Here is a 16,788-nt window from a genome sequence, read left to right as displayed (position 1 = left end):
AAAATTCGCCTTCCGTGCGTCGTAACGATGTGTTTCAGGAATGCGTCGGCGGTTATTCTCAGCACTACATCGCACACGCATCTGGTGCGCCGTCGGGCACGGTAAACGCCTGTATCGAGCACGGCGTGGCCGTGTGGCGGGAGTGTTTTTGGATGAGTGAAAAACAAGACAAGATTCCGGATCTCGACGTTCAGACCCTGGCCGGCGAGTACGTGCTCGGCACACTGACGGCTGAGCAACGGGTTGAGGTACAAGAGCGTCTGGCCCATGACCCGGCCTTGCGCAAGGCCATTGATGCCTGGCGGTCTCGGCTGCTGACCCTGACCGAAATGGCCGAACCGCAGAAGACACCACCGCCTAGACTTTGGGGGCGCATCGACCGCACGATGGGTACGCTGCCGTTTACGCAGCCGGGTGGCAAAGCTCAACGACTGAAACGTCGTAGCCAGTGGTGGGACAACGCCGGATTGTGGCGCGGGCTGGCGGGCATGGGATTGGCCGCCTCGGCGATTCTGACCACCCAGTTGCTGGGCCAGATTCCGACCCCGCCAGCGCCAGCCTTTCTGGCCGTGCTCTCTTCCCCCGAAAATCACACCGCCAGTTGGGTGATTCAGGCGAGCAACCTGCGCGGTATCGAACTGGTGCCGGTGGACAAGGTCGAGGTGCCACTGGGCAAGGTGTTGCAGTTCTGGACCCAGGCGGATGATTGGGAAGGTCCGATTTCCCTCGGACTCGTCGGGCCGGGCCAGACGCTGAACGTGCCAACGGATCGCTTGCCGCCACTGCAACCCAATCAGGTGTTCGAGCTGTCGCTGGAAAAGGCCGGTGGCTCGCCGATCAACAAGCCAAGCGGGCCGATTCAGTTCATCGGTAAAGCGGTGAAGGCGGGTTGAGCGACAACGGCTGACTGAATGCAATCCTGTCAGCCGTCGCTCGGTGCTCCGCCGTGCCTACCAGCGCAATACCCGAGGCCCGACCAGCGCACCGATTACGGTGGATGCCACCAACCCCATGAGATACCAGACGCCCCAGAACGGAATTTCCATTTCAGGGCAATGCAGGCAGTAGGCGATGGTCGCCAGCGAACCGGCGAGCAATCCGCCGCTGGCCCCCGCCAGACGCAGACGGGTCGGCGCCATGCCACGCAGCGCCCAGAAGATCGCGATGAAGCCCGGAATCGACAACAGCACGATGTTGATCGCGCAGACTTTCCAGGTTTTGCCAAAGATCATCGCGACACGCGCGTCGGCAGGCGCCTGCATCAAGGCAATCACCCCCGCCAGCCAGACCAGCAATACGCCCGCCCCCACCAGCCAGCGCCCCGAACCCGCGCTCAGACCAGGTCGAGCCAGACGAAGGACCATCCACAACGAACCCGCGCCCAGGCACGCCGGGAACGCGATTTTGCCCCAGAACAGCGGCGTCTGGGCAGCCTCCATCAGGTCAGGCCGGGCGCCAAACTTCACCAACACCATCAATAACGAACCCAGCGCGGCGAGCACCACTGCCAGGCCGAAACGCTTGGCAAGCTGCCCGCGATCAACCGGGGCGACGCCGCCCGCGAGCATGGAAATCAGATCATCGGTTTTCATCGTGTGCCTCGTATGCGTGCCGCCAGCGCCTTGAGGCCGCGATGCACGCCAATCTTGACCGCCGACTCGGAAAGCCCGGTCATCTTCGCGGTTTCTGTCACCGACAACCCCTCAAGCTTCACATGCATGATCGGCAAGCGCTGACGGTCAGGCAGATCGCCCAACAGCTTGCTCAAATCGCGACTGGCCTGTGCAGGCTCAAGCTCGGGTTCGGCGAACAGCTCAGCGGTGTCGTCCAGCGAGTCGTTGAACACATCGCCCCTGGACCTCGCACGGTAAAAATCCGTGAGTTTATAGCGAGCAATGGCAAACACCCAGGCGGTCAACGGCTGATCGACCCGATACGTATGCCTGGCGTTGTGCACGGCCAGTAGCACTTCTTGCAGCAAATCTTCGATCTCACCGGGCTGACGCTGAAGCCGCGCGCGCAAAAAGCCTCGCAAGTGAGTGCTCAAGTCAGTCAGAAAGGTCCTGTAAGCCCGCTCGTTACCGTCCTGACCGGCCAGAAACAACGATTGAAGCTGCGTTTCCCGGGTCCGCAAGGCAGTGGTGTGCGCAGCGTGATCTGTAATTCGGTCCATCGGTCGCCCTGGTTACATCCGCGTTGAAATTTTCTTTGTAAATCGCAGGCGCAGTAGAAGCCCAACCGCTGCCACAAACAATTCAATTTTCTGTTACCTAATGCACCGTCAGGGAGCGGTCGCACCTAAAAGTAACAATCACGGGAATCCCGTAACGCCTTGAGGCCCATAGTTGCAATACCACGAAACATAGAAACGTCACGAACTGCGCGGGCTGGCGGGGTTTCGAAACGTGGACGAAGCAAGTTGGCCTTTAGGTTGCATATGCTTGTATGTACAAGTAAATATGAGTATGCAAGAGTATTGTGAGTGCACCGCTTCGATTCACTGTCAGCGGCGCCAGATCTGCCAGACCCATATTCCGCCTGTTCGACACAGGCACCGTCAGCCCAGTGCCTGGGCCGGATTGACCATCGAGGATTGTGACGTGACTACTGACAACAAAACCCCAGCTCAGCAATGGACCAAACGCCGCGACGTGGAAATCCGCGCTTCCCGGGGCACCCAACTGACCGCAAAAAGCTGGCTGACCGAAGCGCCGCTGCGCATGCTGATGAACAACCTCGACCCGGAAGTCGCCGAGAATCCCAACGAGCTGGTGGTGTACGGCGGTATCGGTCGTGCGGCGCGTAACTGGGAGTGCTACGACAAAATCGTCGAAAGCCTAACCCACCTGAATGACGACGAGACCCTGCTGGTGCAATCCGGCAAGCCGGTCGGCGTGTTCAAGACCCACAGCAATGCCCCGCGCGTGCTGATCGCCAACTCCAACCTGGTGCCGCACTGGGCGAACTGGGAACACTTCAACGAACTGGACGCAAAAGGCTTGGCCATGTACGGCCAGATGACCGCTGGCAGCTGGATCTACATCGGTAGCCAGGGCATCGTTCAGGGCACTTACGAGACCTTCGTTGAAGCCGGTCGCCAACACTTCGATGGCAACCTGAAAGGCCGTTGGGTCCTGACCGCCGGTTTGGGCGGCATGGGTGGCGCACAGCCTCTGGCCGCGACCTTGGCTGGCGCCTGCTCGCTGAACATCGAATGCCAGCAGAGCCGCATCGATTTCCGCCTGAAAAGCCGCTACGTCGACGAGCAAGCCACTGACCTCGACGACGCGCTGGCCCGCATCGCCAAGTACACCGCCGAAGGCAAGGCGATCTCCATCGCGCTGCTGGGCAACGCGGCTGAAATCCTCCCGGAACTGGTCCGCCGCGGCGTGCGCCCTGACATGGTCACCGACCAGACCAGCGCCCACGATCCGCTCAACGGCTACCTGCCAAAAGGCTGGACCTGGGAGCAGTACCGCGACCGCGCTGTCACTGAACCCGCTGCCGTGGTCAAGGCCGCCAAGCAATCGATGGCCGAACACGTCGAAGCGATGCTGGCGTTCCAGAAACAAGGCATCCCGACCTTCGACTACGGCAACAACATCCGCCAGATGGCCAAGGAAGAAGGCGTGAGCAACGCGTTCGACTTCCCGGGTTTTGTCCCGGCGTACATCCGTCCGCTGTTCTGCCGTGGCATCGGCCCGTTCCGCTGGGCCGCGCTGTCGGGCAACCCGGAAGACATCTACAAGACCGACGCCAAGGTCAAGGAACTGATCCCGGACGACGACCACCTGCACAACTGGCTGGACATGGCCCGCGAGCGCATCAGCTTCCAGGGTCTGCCGGCACGTATCTGCTGGGTCGGTCTGGGCCAGCGCGCCAAGCTGGGCCTGGCGTTCAACGAAATGGTGCGCAGTGGCGAGCTGTCGGCGCCGGTGGTGATCGGTCGTGACCACCTGGACTCCGGCTCCGTTTCCAGCCCGAACCGCGAAACCGAATCGATGCAAGACGGCTCGGACGCGGTGTCCGACTGGCCATTGCTCAACGCCTTGCTCAACACCGCGAGCGGCGCGACCTGGGTGTCGCTGCACCACGGCGGCGGCGTCGGCATGGGCTTCTCGCAACACTCGGGCATGGTCATCGTTTGCGACGGCACTGACGAAGCGGCCGAGCGTATCGCCCGCGTTCTGCACAACGACCCGGCCACCGGTGTCATGCGCCACGCCGATGCCGGTTACCAGATCGCCATCGACTGCGCCAAAGAGCAGGGCCTGAATCTGCCGATGATCAAGTAAGTCAGGCGGAACCCCTTGTAAGAGTGAGCTTGCTCGCGATAGCGGCCTATCAGACGCCGTCATGGAGTCAGACCTGACGCCTTCGCGAGCAAGCTCATTCCTACAGAAGGTCGGCGTTCGGCAATACGTGCATCAACACTCGCTTTAGGGGAAGTTTTGAGATGGCTGTTCCAGAGGATCGTGTTGCACAAGCTTCGGTGATCGAAAGGCGTTCGATCGACTACATCCCTGACGCGGAAAGACATGGTCGTCTGTTCAGTCAATTCACCCTTTGGCTGGGTGCGAATCTGCAAATCACCGCCATCGTCACCGGGGCCTTGGCCGTGGTGTTGGGCGGCGACGTGTTCTGGTCGCTGATCGGTTTGTTCATCGGTCAACTGCTGGGCGGTGGCGTGATGGCGCTGCACGCGGCGCAGGGTCCGAAACTGGGTCTGCCGCAGATGATTTCCAGTCGGGTGCAGTTCGGCGTCTATGGGGCTGTGATCCCGTTGGTGCTGGTGTGCCTGATGTACATCGGTTTCTCCGCCAGCGGCTCGTTGCTGGCCGGGCAAGCCGTCGCTCAACTGATTCAGGTGCCCGACTGGCAAGGCATTGTGCTGTTCGCCGCTGCCATCGTCGTCCTGACCATTTTCGGCTACCGGGTCATCCACATGATCGGCCGGATCGCCAGCATCATCGGCGTGATCGCCTTCGTTTACCTGTTCGGCGCACTGCTGGCCGGTAACGACGTCGGCGCGCTGCTGGGCAACAAACACTTCTCGCTGAGCAGCTTCCTGCTGGCGATTTCCCTGTCGGCCTCGTGGCAGATCGCGTTCGGCCCGTACGTCGCGGACTACTCGCGCTACCTGCCGCGCAGCACGTCGGCGAGCAAGACATTCTGGGCCGTCGGCTTGGGTTCGGTGATTGGCGCACAGGCTTCGATGGTGTTTGGCGTGTTCGCGGCGGCACTGGCCGGCAAGAACTTCGCTCATCACGAAGTCTCGTACATCGTCGGCCTGGGCGGCACCGGTGCCGTGGCCGCCGCGCTGTACTTCAGCATCGCGTTCGGCAAGGTGACGATCACCACGCTCAACGCCTACGGCAGCTTCATGTCGATTGCGACCATCGTCAGCGGCTTTCGCGGCAATCGCCACATCTCCAGCGCGCTGCGCCTGACGTACATCTTCGCGATGGTCGGCATCGCCACCGCGCTGGCGCTGTTGGGCAAGGACTCGTTCCTCAAGGATTTCTCAGCGTTCATCCTGTTCCTGCTGGCGTTTTTCACGCCGTGGAGCGCGATCAACCTGGTGGACTTCTACTGCATCACTAAGGAGCGCTACGACATCCCTGCCCTGTCCAACCCGGACGGTCGTTATGGTCGCTGGAACTGGGTCGGCATTAGCATCTACGTGATCGGCGTGCTGATTCAGATGCCGTTCATCTCGACCCATTTCTACACCGGGCCGCTGGTGGCCAGCCTTGATGACACCGACATCTCGTGGATCATCGGTCTGGTGGTGCCTGCGGTGCTGTATTACGTCGCCGCGCGGAAATGGCCCGGAAAGATCGCCGACCGCCTGATTCTGCCGACCGAAGACGTCACGCCTCAAACACCCAAAAATGCAGCACCGACGCAGGCTGCGGTGAACTGAAAGTTCGTCATGCCCGTCTGTTAAAGCTGTGCCAGAGCGGTGCGGAACCCACATCCGGCCTTTGATCAGGCTGAGTGCCGACCGCTTTGGTGATTGTCGAAAACCCATTCAAGACCAGGAGCTACACATAATGAAATCCAAAAAGGCCCTGCTATCCACACTGCTGACCGCAGGCTTGTTCGCCAGTGGTGCCAGCCAGGCAGCGGGATGGTGTGAGTCTGGCAAACCGGTGAAATTCGCCGGTCTGAACTGGGAAAGCGCCATGCTGCTGACCGACGTCCTGCAAGTGGTGTTGAACAAGGGGTACGGCTGCGAAACCGACAGCCTGCCCGGCAACTCCATCACCATGGAAAACGCCCTGAGTACCAACGACATTCAAATTTTCGCTGAGGAGTGGGTAGGCCGCAGCGAAGTGTGGAACAAGGCTGAAGCCGCCGGGAAAGTGGTGGGTGTCGGCGCGCCGGTCAAAGGTGCCGTGGAAGGCTGGTACGTGCCGCGCTACGTGATTGAAGGCGACGCCAAGCGCAAGCTGGAAGCCAAGGCCCCGGACCTGAAAACGATTGCCGATCTGGGCAAATACGCAGCAGTCTTCAAGGACGCCGAAGAGCCGGACAAGGGCCGTTTCTACAACTGCCCGGCTGGTTGGACCTGTGAGCTGGAAAACAGCGAGATGCTGAAAAGCTACGGCCTGGAAGGCAAGTACACCAACTTCCGCCCTGGCACCGGCCCGGCGCTGGATGCAGCGATTCTGTCGAGCTACAAGCGTGGCGAGCCAATCCTGGCGTACTACTGGTCGCCGACGCCGTTGATGGGGCAAGTGGACATGGTGCGTCTGGAAGAAAAAGCGGGCGTGAACAAAACCATCGACATCAAAGTCGGCCTGTCCAAGACCTTCCACGAGCAGGCGCCCGAGCTGGTGTCGGTGCTGGAAAAGGTGAACATCCCGATCGACTTGCTGAACCAGAACCTGGCCCGCATGACCAAGGATCGCATCGAGTCGCCAAAGCTGGCGAAGATCTTCCTCAAGGAACATCCTGAGGTCTGGCACCAGTGGGTCAGCGAAGACGCTGCCAAGAAGGTAGAAGCTTCGTTGTAAGGCTTAGATCCGGATGCCGCACGAATCGCGGCATAACCGAACCTGTAGGAGTGAGCTTGCTCGCGATAGCGTTTAAACATCCAACATCATCCTTGGCTGACACGACGCTATCGCGAGCAAGCTCACTCCTACAGGGGCTAAGCGCCATCAAATAGATCGAGACAAGATTATGTTCCCCGAAAGCTTCACGTTCTCCATCGCCGACTGGGTCAATGACTGGGTCGACAAACTGGTCACCAACTACGGCGACGTGTTCCGGCACATCTCCGACACGCTCCTGTGGGCCATCGTCAAACTCGAAGGCCTGCTGCGCGTGGCGCCGTGGTGGGTGTTGCTGGCCATCGTCGGCCTCATCGCCTGGCACGCCACGCGCAAATTCACTACCACGGCGGTGGTGGTCGGTCTGCTGTTCCTCGTCGGCGCGGTCGGCCTGTGGGACAAGTTGATGCAGACCCTCGCGCTGATGCTGGTGGCGACCTTCATCTCGGTGCTGATCGGCGTGCCGCTGGGGATTCTCTCCGCGCGCAGCAATCGCCTGCGGTCGGTGCTGATGCCGTTGCTCGACATCATGCAGACCATGCCGAGCTTCGTGTACCTGATCCCGGTGCTGATGCTGTTCGGTCTGGGCAAGGTCCCGGCGATTTTCGCGACCGTGATCTACGCTGCGCCGCCGCTGATTCGCCTGACCGACCTCGGCATCCGCCAGGTCGATGGCGAAGTGATGGAAGCAATCAACGCGTTCGGCGCCAACCGCTGGCAACAGCTGTTCGGCGTGCAACTGCCGCTGGCCCTGCCGAGCATCATGGCCGGGATCAACCAGACCACCATGATGGCCCTGTCGATGGTGGTGATCGCCTCGATGATCGGCGCCCGTGGCTTGGGCGAAGACGTGCTGGTGGGCATTCAGACGCTCAACGTCGGACGCGGCCTCGAAGCGGGCCTGGCCATCGTCATCCTGGCGGTCGTGATCGACCGTATCACGCAGGCCTATGGCCGCCCACGGCATGAGGCGAGCAAGTGATGAACGCTGAACAGAACAAAATCGTCGTCAAAAACGTCTACAAAATCTTCGGCAACCGCGCCAACGAAGCGTTGGCGATGGTCCAGCAGAACCAGAGCAAGGATCAGGTCCTCGCTCAGACTGGCTGTGTGGTCGGCGTGAACGACCTGTCGCTGTCGATCGGCAGCGGCGAGATCTTCGTGATCATGGGCCTGTCGGGTTCCGGAAAATCCACGCTGGTGCGCCACTTCAATCGCCTGATCGACCCCACCAGCGGCGAGATTCTGGTGGATGGCGAGAACATCCTGACCTACGACATGGAAGCGCTGCGCAACTTCCGTCGCCACAAGATCAGCATGGTGTTCCAGAGCTTCGGCCTGCTGCCCCACAAGACCGTGGCCGACAACGTGGCCTACGGTCTGGCGATTCGCGGCGAGAGCAAGGCGCAATGTGCCGAGCGTGCGCAGCACTGGATCACCACCGTCGGCTTGAAGGGCTACGAGAAGAAGTACCCGCATCAGCTCTCGGGCGGCATGCGTCAGCGTGTGGGCCTGGCCCGCGCCTTGGCCGCCGACACCGACATCATCCTGATGGACGAAGCGTTCAGCGCCCTCGACCCGTTGATCCGCGCCGAAATGCAGGACCAGTTGCTGGAACTGCAAGCAACCCTGAAGAAGACCATCGTGTTCATCACCCACGACCTGGATGAAGCCGTGCGCATCGGCAACCGCATCGCCATTCTCAAGGATGGCCGGTTGATTCAGGTCGGCACCCCCAAAGAAATCCTCTACTCCCCTGCAGACGACTACGTTGACCGTTTCGTCCAGCGGCGGGTGGCGACCATTTAAGGACGGCTGTAGTCATGTCGCGAGCAGAACAGATCATCATCGGCGATGCACGGGTCACTTGGCAGGACATCACTGCCGTGGCCCGTCATGGCGCCACGCTGGCCTTGTCCGATAACGCTTGGGCACGGATCGACAACGCCCAGGCCATCGTGCAGCGCATCGTCGCCAGCGATGAACGCGCCTACGGCGTGAACACCGGCTTGGGGGCGCTGTGCAACGTGTCGCTGCAAGGCGAGCAACTGAGCCGCCTGTCGCGCAATACGCTGCTCAGCCACGCCTGCGGTGTCGGCCCGGCGCTGCCCGACGAGCAGACCCGCGCGATCATCTGCGCCGCGATCATCAACTACACACAGGGCAAGTCCGGCATCCATCGTCAGGTGGTCGAAGCGCTGATGGCTTTGCTCAACCGCCGCATCACGCCGCAGGTGCCGTCCCAGGGTTCGGTCGGCTACCTGACCCACATGGCACACATCGGCGTCGCGCTGTTGGGTGTCGGCCAGGTCAGCTATCGCGGGCAAGTCGTGTCGGCGTTGCAAGCGCTGAGCGAGGAAGGTCTGTCGCCGGTCGAGCTAGGCGCCAAGGACGGGTTGTGTCTGGTCAACGGCACGCCGTGCATGACCGGCCTGAGCTGCCTGGCCATCGCCGACGTGAATCGCCTGATGCAATGGGCCGACGTGATCAGCGCCATGACCTTCGAAGGCCTGCGCGGTCAGCTCGACGCATTCGATGAAACGATCATTGCGCTCAAGCCCCATCCGGGCATGCAGCAAGTGGGCAGGAACCTGCGCGGTCTGTTGGCGGGCAGCGAAGTCTTGGCCAACAGCAAAGGCATTCGTACACAGGACGCCTTGAGCATCCGTTCGATTCCGCAGGTCCACGGGGCCACCCGCGACCAACTCGCCCACGCCACCCAGCAGATCGAAACCGAGCTGAATTCGGCCACCGACAACCCGTTGCTGCTGGGCACGCCTGACGCCTATCGCGTCGTCTCGCAAGCCAACCCGCACGGTCAGTCCGTGGCCATGGCGGCGGACCTGCTCGCCATTGCGATGGCTGAACTCGGCTCGATCGCCGAGCGACGTCTGGACCGCCTCATCAACCCGACCGTCAGCGGCCTGCCTGCGTTTCTGGTCAGCCAGCCGGGGGTCAACTCCGGGATGATGATCGTGCAATATGTCGCCGCTTCCCTCTGCGCGGAAAATCGTCAGTTGGCGCAACCGGCCGTCATCGACAACTACGTGACGTCGGGGCTTCAGGAAGACCACTTGAGCATGGGCACCAGCGCCGCGTTAAAGCTGCACAAGGTGCTGGAAAACGTCACGCAGATCCTCGCCATCGAGTACTTGCTCGCCGCTCAGGCGTTCGAATTCTTTAAGGGGCCGCGCTTCGGCGTGGGCACCGAAGCCGCGTGGCGTCTGCTGCGTGAGCGCGTTCCGGCTTATGACGAAGACCGCTGGCTGGCCCCGGACATCGCCAGCAGCGTGACCCTGCTCAAGAACGAAGAATCACTGGAAACCGTCTTTCAGGTCTGCCGCGATTATGCGGCAACCCATAACAGCAACAGTCGCAGTCCGAGCGCCACAAGCGCGGAACAGGCAGGAGCCAGTTCAAGGCACGCGACCGACATCAACGAAGGAGTAGCAGCATCGTGACCGACACCCAAAAGGCGACCCCGCTGAACCTGATCCCCGGCCAGTTGACCCTGGCGCAACTGCGCGCGATCTATCAGCAACCCGTAACCCTCACGCTGGACGCCAGCGCCGACCAACAGATCGAAGACAGCGTGGCTTGCGTCGAGCGTATCCTTGCTGAAAACCGCACGGCCTACGGCATCAACACCGGTTTCGGCCTGCTGGCTTCGACCCGCATCGCCAGCGCCGATCTGGAAAACCTGCAACGCTCGCTGGTGTTGTCCCACGCCGCAGGCGTCGGTCAGCCGATCAGTGACGAGCTGGTGCGCCTGATCATGGTGCTCAAGGTCAACAGCCTGAGCCGTGGTTTCTCGGGCATTCGTCGTCAGGTGATCGACGCACTGATCGCGCTGATCAACGCCGAGGTCTATCCGCACATTCCGCTGAAAGGTTCGGTCGGTGCGTCCGGCGACCTTGCACCGCTGGCGCACATGTCACTGGTGCTGCTGGGCGAAGGCAAGGCGCGCCACAAGGGCCAGTGGCTGAACGCCGTTGAAGCCTTGGCAGTCGCTGGCTTGAAGCCGCTGACCCTCGCCGCAAAAGAAGGCCTGGCCCTGCTGAACGGCACACAGGTGTCGACCGCGTACGCCCTGCGTGGCCTGTTCGAAGGCGAAGACCTGTTTGCCGGCGCCTTGAGCTGCGGTGCGCTGACCGTTGAAGCAGTGCTCGGCTCGCGTTCGCCGTTCGATGCGCGGATTCACGCCGCCCGTGGTCAACGTGGTCAGATCGATTCCGCCGCGGCCTATCGCGACTTGCTGGGCGACAGCAGCCAGGTCTCCGACTCCCACCGCGACTGCGACAAGGTTCAGGACCCGTATTCCCTGCGCTGCCAGCCACAGGTCATGGGCGCGTGCCTGACCCAGTTGCGTCAGGCCGCTGAAGTGCTGGCCGTCGAATCCAACGCCGTGTCCGACAACCCGCTGGTGTTCGCCGCCGAAGACGACATCATCTCGGGCGGCAACTTCCACGCCGAGCCGGTGGCCATGGCCGCCGACAACATCGCGCTGGCCATCGCTGAAATCGGCTCGCTGAGCGAACGCCGCATCTCGCTGATGATGGACAAGCATATGTCGCAACTGCCGCCGTTTCTGGTGGCCAATGGCGGCGTGAACTCCGGCTTCATGATCGCCCAGGTGACCGCAGCGGCATTGGCCAGCGAGAACAAGGCGCTGTCCCACCCGCACAGCGTTGACAGCCTGCCGACCTCGGCCAACCAGGAAGACCACGTGTCGATGGCACCCGCCGCTGGCAAGCGTCTGTGGGAAATGGCGGAAAACACCCGTGGCGTGCTGGCTGTAGAATGGCTGGCTGCGTGTCAGGGTCTGGACCTGCGCAATGGTCTGAAGACCTCGGAAAAACTGGAAATCGCCCGCACCACCCTGCGCGGCAAAGTCCCGTTCTACGAAAAAGACCGCTTTTTCGCCCCTGACATCGAGGCCGCCACCGCGCTGCTGGCATCCAATTGCCTGAGCGAACTGGTTTCCGCTGACCTGCTGCCGAGCTTCTGATCGGGACAGGCCAGGGACGGCCTGTCATTGAAATGAAGGTGGGAGCGCTTTTGGCGTTTCGCCACCGCCCTGTAGGAGTGAGCTTGCTCGCGATGACGGTTCATCAGGCGCTAATTGCGTGTCTGACAAACCGCTATCGCGAGCAAGCTGACTCCTACAGGATTGGGTGCCCATCCTCATTTCAGCAAAAGGAAAGACTAGGAAAACGCGTGAAATGAAACCGCAAAACGCAACAGATCTGAAACGCGGGCTCAGCGCCCGTCACATTCGCTTCATGGCGCTGGGTTCTGCCATCGGCACCGGGTTGTTCTATGGCTCGGCGTCGGCGATCAAACTGGCCGGGCCCGCTGTACTGCTGGTCTACCTCATCGCGGGTGCCGCGGTGTACATGGTCATGCGCGCACTCGGCGAGATGGCCGTGCGCAACCCGGTGTCCGGCTCGTTCAGCGAGTACGCCACGCAATACTTGGGTCCGCTGGCAGGCTTCGTCCTGGGCTGGACCTACGCATTCGAGATGATCATCGTCTGCCTGGCCGACGTCACGGCATTCGGGATCTACATGGGTTTCTGGTTCCCCGACGTACCCCGCTGGATCTGGGTGCTCGGCATCGTTTTCGTGATTGGCGCGCTCAACCTGTGCAGCGTCAAAGTGTTTGGCGAAACGGAATTCTGGCTGTCGCTGCTCAAGGTCGGCGCGATCATCGCGATGATCCTCGCGGGCTTCGGGATTCTGCTGTTCGGCATCGGGTCGTCTGCGGGCGACAGCGTCAGCCACGTGAGCAACCTGTGGACCCAGGGCGGCTTCATGCCCAACGGCGTCAGCGGGCTAGTGGCGGCTTTGGCAGTGGTGATGTTTGCTTTTGGTGGCATCGAGATTATTGGTGTGGCAGCAGGCGAAGCGCGCAATCCTGAGCGGGTGATTCCCCGCGCTATCAATGCCGTGCCGCTGCGCATTCTGCTGTTCTACGTGCTGACGCTGTTCGTGCTGATGTCACTGTATCCGTGGCAGGAGATCGGTAATCAGGGCAGCCCGTTCGTCCAGATTTTCGACAAGCTGGGGATTTCCTCGGCGGCGATCATCCTCAACATCGTGGTGATCTCGGCAGCGGTATCGGCGATCAACAGCGACATTTTCGGCGCCGGTCGCATGATGTATGGCCTGGCCAAACAGGGTCAGGCACCGAAGGGTTTTGCGCAATTGTCGGCCAACGGCGTGCCGTGGATGACCGTGCTGGTGATGGGCGCCGCATTGCTCTGCGGCGTGGTGCTGAATTATCTGATTCCGGAGAACGTGTTCCTGCTGATCGCATCCATCGCGACCTTCGCCACGGTCTGGGTGTGGCTGATGATCCTCGTCACGCAGATTGCGATGCGTCGCTCGATGAGTCCGGAAGACGTCGCGCAATTGAAATTTCCGGTGCCGTTGTGGCCGGTCGCACCGATTGCCGCCACTGCCTTCATGGTATTCGTGTTTGTGGTGCTGGGGTATTTCCCCGATACGCAGGCAGCGCTTCTGGTGGGTGCGGTGTGGATTGTGATGTTGGTGATTGCGTATCGGGTTTGGGTGAAGCCAAAACAAGACTTGACCAAACATCGATCTGTCGGATGACACCAATCCTGTAGGAGTGAGCTTGCTCGCGATTGCGACGGGCCAGAAACATCTATGCCGTCTGACACACCGTCATCGCGAGCAAGCTCACTCCCACAGGTTCTTTATCGTTTCGCACTCTGGAGGTATCGATGAAAACGCTCTGGCATAACTGTCACGCAGCAACCATGGCAAACGGCACGTATTCGATCATCGAGAACGCGGCCATCGTGACCGACGGAGCGCACATTGCCTGGGTCGGTCCTCTGAGCGATGCCCCTGATCTGGCTGATGCTCAAAAGGTTGACCTTGACGGCGCGTGGGTCACACCTGGCCTGATCGACTGCCACACCCACACCGTGTTTGGCGGCAATCGCAGCGGCGAATTCGAGCAGCGTCTGCAAGGCGTCAGCTACGCCGAGATCGCAGCGGCCGGTGGCGGTATCGCCAGCACCGTGCGCGCGACCCGGGCGGCCAGCGAAGAACAGCTCTACGCCAGCGCCGAGCGCCGTGTGCAGCATTTACTGAAGGACGGCGTGACCACGATCGAGATCAAATCCGGCTACGGCCTGGACCTGGCCAGCGAAGGCAAAATGCTGCGCGTCGCTCGCCAGCTGGGGGAAAAACTCCCGGTCACCGTGCGCACCACCTGCCTCGCTGCCCACGCCCTGCCCCCTGAGTACAAAGACCGCGCCGACGATTACATCGCCCATATCTGCTCGGAAATGCTGCCTGCACTGGCGGCTGAAAATCTGGTGGATGCGGTGGATGCGTTCTGCGAATACCTGGCGTTTTCGCCTGCCCAGGTCGAGCAGGTGTTCATCACCGCCGGCCAATTGGGCTTGCCGGTGAAGCTGCACGCCGAGCAGTTGTCGTCGCTGCATGGTTCGAGTCTGGCAGCCCGTTATCAGGCGCTGTCGGCTGACCATCTGGAATTCATGACCGAGGAAGACGCCATCGCAATGGCCGCTTCCGGCACCATCGCCGTGTTACTGCCGGGTGCGTTTTACTTCCTGCGCGAAACCCAGTTGCCACCGATGGACGCCCTGCGCAAACACGGCGTGAAGATCGCCATCGCCACCGACCTCAACCCCGGCACCTCGCCGGGCCTGTCGCTGCGACTGATGCTGAACATGGCCTGCACCCTGTTCCGCATGACCCCGGAAGAAGCCCTGGCGGGCGCAACGATTCATGCCGCGCAAGCCTTGGGACTGGCCGAAACGCACGGTTCGCTGGAAGTCGGCAAGGTCGCCGATTTCGTTGCATGGAACATTGAACGGCCCGCGGACCTGGCCTATTGGCTGGGCGGGGATCTGGATAAACGCGTCGTGCGTCACGGCGTGGAAAGTCGTTTCTAAGCCGTTTCCAATCAGGAGAATACTGTGGACAAGGTACTTAGTTTCACTCGCGGTCGCGTGCCGCTGCTGATCAGCATGCCGCACCCAGGTCTGAACCTGACGCCGGTGGTGCGCGAAGGGCTGGTGGACGAGGCTGTGAGCCTGCCGGACACGGACTGGCACATCCCGCGCCTCTACGATTTCGCCCACGATCTGGGCGCCAGCGTGTTGGCGGCCGAGTATTCGCGCTTCGTCATCGACCTCAATCGCCCGTCAGACGACAAGCCGTTGTATGCCGGTGCGACCACGGGGCTGTACCCGTCGACGCTGTTCGAAGGCGACCCGCTGTTCAAGGAAGGCCAGGTGCCGACCCAGGAAGAACGCGCGATGTATCTGGAGCAAATCTGGACGCCGTACCACGACACCCTGTGCAACGAGCTTGAGCGTCTGCGTGATGAGTTCGGCTACGCGCTGCTGTTCGACGCCCACTCGATTCGCGGCCACATCCCGCACTTGTTCGACGGTCGCCTGCCGGACTTCAACCTCGGCACCTTCAACGGCGCGAGCTGCGATCCCGAGCTGGAAAAACGCGTTGAAGCGGTGTGCGCAGGCGCGAAGAACTACAGCCATGTGCTCAACGGTCGTTTCAAGGGCGGCCACATCACCCGCCACTACGGCAACCCGTCCGAGAACATCCACGCGGTGCAGCTGGAACTGGCGCAGAGCACGTACATGGAAGAGTTCGTGCCGTTCCACTACCGCGCGGATCTGGCTGATCCGACGCGGGTGGTATTGAAATCACTTCTGGAAAGCATGATCGCCTGGGGGCGGGAGAAGTACGGGAAGTAATCGCTCCACTTCATACACTTCCTGATGTGAAATGCTGACCTCACTGTGGGAGCGAATTCATTCGCGAGACATGGGTACATCCGACGCAGATCCATCGTCAGACAGACCATCGCGAATGAATTCGCTCCCACAGGGGATAGCGCAGCGTCATCAAAACTTGCGTTACTTCCTCAACAACCGCAACCCGTTGAACACCACCAGCAAGCTCACCCCCATATCGGCAAACACCGCCATCCACATGGTCGCGACGCCTGCGAAGGTCACGGCCAGGAAGATCGCCTTGATCACCAGCGCCAGCGCGATGTTCTGTTTGAGCACCGCAGCGGTGTCCCGCGACAGGCGGATGAACGCCGGAATCTTGCGCAAGTCGTCATCCATCAACGCCACGTCGGCGGTTTCGATGGCGGTGTCAGTCCCGGCAGCGGCCATTGCGAAGCCGATCTCCGCCCGCGCCAATGCAGGGGCGTCGTTGATGCCATCACCCACCATCCCGACGCGGTGGTTCTGCGCGTACAGGCCCTCAATCGCCTGCAACTTGTCGGTCGGCAGCAGGTTGCCCTGGGCCTGATCAATCCCCACCTGCGCGGCAATCGCCTTGGCAGTGTGTGGGTTATCACCGGTGAGCATCACGGTCTTCACGCCCAGCGCATGCAATTGCGCGATGGCTTCACGGCTGCTGTCCTTGACCGTGTCGGCCACGGCGAACAACGCCAACGGTCCGGTCTCGTCGAACAACAGCACCACGGTTTTGCCTTGGGTTTCCAGCACCTCAAGACGCGCCTCAAGTTCGGGCGAGCACAGCCCCGACTCATGCACCAACCGGTGGTTGCCCAAGTGATACAGACGACCATCGACCTCTCCCTTCACACCCCGCCCGCCCAGCGCTTCGAACCCCTCGACCGATAGATGCCCGTCCTTGCCGAAATCAGTGGCAATGGCCTGAGA

The 16,788-nt window shown here is 61.4% G+C and carries 14 protein-coding genes; 11 read left to right on the top strand and 3 right to left on the bottom strand.

Translation table 11 applies throughout. From position 1 onward, the window contains the following. The first annotated feature begins 152 nt into the window (after positions 1 to 152). Complete coding sequence (locus tag GVN17_RS25865) at positions 153 to 893, top strand: anti-sigma factor domain-containing protein (protein WP_166598128.1); 741 nt, start codon at positions 153 to 155, stop codon at positions 891 to 893. A 57-nt stretch (positions 894 to 950) separates the two neighbouring features. On the opposite strand, the gene GVN17_RS25860 is transcribed toward GVN17_RS25865, so the two are convergent. Both GVN17_RS25860 and GVN17_RS25855 read right to left on the bottom strand, forming a co-directional pair. After that, entirely contained in the window at positions 951 to 1,592 is a 642-nt protein-coding gene (locus tag GVN17_RS25860) for a DUF1109 domain-containing protein (protein ID WP_166598127.1), read from the bottom strand. After that, complete coding sequence (locus tag GVN17_RS25855; protein WP_166598126.1) at positions 1,589 to 2,173, bottom strand: sigma-70 family RNA polymerase sigma factor; 585 nt, start codon at positions 2,171 to 2,173, stop codon at positions 1,589 to 1,591. The genes GVN17_RS25860 and GVN17_RS25855 overlap by 4 nt, the downstream gene beginning before the upstream one ends. A 427-nt stretch (positions 2,174 to 2,600) precedes the next feature. Here GVN17_RS25855 and hutU point away from each other — a divergent pair, with 427 nt between their 5' ends. The 10 genes from hutU (at position 2,601) to hutG (ending at position 15,843) form a co-directional block, all read left to right on the top strand. Next, positions 2,601 to 4,295, top strand: coding sequence for a urocanate hydratase (gene hutU, locus GVN17_RS25850; protein WP_166598125.1), 1,695 nt, complete (start codon positions 2,601 to 2,603; stop codon positions 4,293 to 4,295). Between the two features lie 161 nt (positions 4,296 to 4,456). Further along, a complete protein-coding gene (locus GVN17_RS25845) occupies positions 4,457 to 5,926 on the top strand; it encodes a cytosine permease (RefSeq protein ID WP_166598124.1) in 1,470 nt (489 codons plus the stop codon). Between the two features lie 130 nt (positions 5,927 to 6,056). Continuing rightward, positions 6,057 to 7,022, top strand: a complete 966-nt coding sequence (locus tag GVN17_RS25840; RefSeq protein WP_166598123.1) for an ABC transporter substrate-binding protein — start codon at positions 6,057 to 6,059, stop codon at positions 7,020 to 7,022. A 169-nt stretch (positions 7,023 to 7,191) separates the two neighbouring features. After that, positions 7,192 to 8,043, top strand: coding sequence for a proline/glycine betaine ABC transporter permease (locus tag GVN17_RS25835; RefSeq protein WP_166598122.1), 852 nt, complete (start codon positions 7,192 to 7,194; stop codon positions 8,041 to 8,043). After that, on the top strand, positions 8,043 to 8,870 hold the full coding sequence (locus tag GVN17_RS25830; RefSeq protein ID WP_218576409.1) for a glycine betaine/L-proline ABC transporter ATP-binding protein: 828 nt from the start codon (positions 8,043 to 8,045) through the stop codon (positions 8,868 to 8,870). The genes GVN17_RS25835 and GVN17_RS25830 overlap by 1 nt, the downstream gene beginning before the upstream one ends. A gap of 14 nt (positions 8,871 to 8,884) precedes the next feature. Then, positions 8,885 to 10,522 carry a histidine ammonia-lyase gene (hutH, locus tag GVN17_RS25825; protein ID WP_166598120.1) on the top strand — a complete coding sequence of 546 codons (1,638 nt, stop codon included), beginning with the start codon at positions 8,885 to 8,887 and terminating at the stop codon, positions 10,520 to 10,522. After that, entirely contained in the window at positions 10,519 to 12,069 is a 1,551-nt protein-coding gene (gene hutH / locus GVN17_RS25820; RefSeq protein WP_371928619.1) for a histidine ammonia-lyase, read from the top strand. The genes hutH (GVN17_RS25825) and hutH (GVN17_RS25820) overlap by 4 nt, the downstream gene beginning before the upstream one ends. A gap of 214 nt (positions 12,070 to 12,283) precedes the next feature. Then, positions 12,284 to 13,678: an amino acid permease gene (locus GVN17_RS25815; RefSeq protein ID WP_166598119.1), complete on the top strand. Its 1,395-nt coding sequence runs from the start codon at positions 12,284 to 12,286 to the stop codon at positions 13,676 to 13,678. A gap of 131 nt (positions 13,679 to 13,809) precedes the next feature. Further along, a complete protein-coding gene (gene hutI / locus GVN17_RS25810) occupies positions 13,810 to 15,015 on the top strand; it encodes an imidazolonepropionase (RefSeq protein ID WP_166598118.1) in 1,206 nt (401 codons plus the stop codon). Between the two features lie 24 nt (positions 15,016 to 15,039). Then, the gene (gene hutG, locus GVN17_RS25805; protein ID WP_166598117.1) at positions 15,040 to 15,843 is read left to right on the top strand and encodes an N-formylglutamate deformylase; all 804 of its coding nucleotides are present in this window, start codon (positions 15,040 to 15,042) and stop codon (positions 15,841 to 15,843) included. 162 nt (positions 15,844 to 16,005) lie between these two features. On the opposite strand, the gene GVN17_RS25800 is transcribed toward hutG, so the two are convergent. Beyond that, positions 16,006 to 16,788 (bottom strand): HAD-IC family P-type ATPase (locus GVN17_RS25800; protein ID WP_166598116.1); only part of this gene is annotated, 783 nt, incomplete at its 5' end.

Source organism: Pseudomonas sp. SLFW (assembly GCF_009905615.1).
GTDB lineage: Bacteria > Pseudomonadota > Gammaproteobacteria > Pseudomonadales > Pseudomonadaceae > Aquipseudomonas > Aquipseudomonas bambusae.
The sequence above is the reverse complement of the archived record's forward strand: the minus strand, read 5'-3'. Positions and strand labels throughout refer to the sequence as shown.

Coding starts and splice junctions, on each gene's coding strand:
- GVN17_RS25865 (WP_166598128.1), top strand. CDS start 153: ATGAGTGAAAAACAAGACAAGATTCCGGATCTCGACGTTCAGACCCTG.
- GVN17_RS25860 (WP_166598127.1), bottom strand. CDS start 1,592: ATGAAAACCGATGATCTGATTTCCATGCTCGCGGGCGGCGTCGCCCCG.
- GVN17_RS25855 (WP_166598126.1), bottom strand. CDS start 2,173: ATGGACCGAATTACAGATCACGCTGCGCACACCACTGCCTTGCGGACC.
- GVN17_RS25845 (WP_166598124.1), top strand. CDS start 4,457: ATGGCTGTTCCAGAGGATCGTGTTGCACAAGCTTCGGTGATCGAAAGG.
- GVN17_RS25840 (WP_166598123.1), top strand. CDS start 6,057: ATGAAATCCAAAAAGGCCCTGCTATCCACACTGCTGACCGCAGGCTTG.
- GVN17_RS25835 (WP_166598122.1), top strand. CDS start 7,192: ATGTTCCCCGAAAGCTTCACGTTCTCCATCGCCGACTGGGTCAATGAC.
- GVN17_RS25830 (WP_218576409.1), top strand. CDS start 8,043: ATGAACGCTGAACAGAACAAAATCGTCGTCAAAAACGTCTACAAAATC.
- hutH (WP_166598120.1), top strand. CDS start 8,885: ATGTCGCGAGCAGAACAGATCATCATCGGCGATGCACGGGTCACTTGG.
- GVN17_RS25815 (WP_166598119.1), top strand. CDS start 12,284: ATGAAACCGCAAAACGCAACAGATCTGAAACGCGGGCTCAGCGCCCGT.
- hutI (WP_166598118.1), top strand. CDS start 13,810: ATGAAAACGCTCTGGCATAACTGTCACGCAGCAACCATGGCAAACGGC.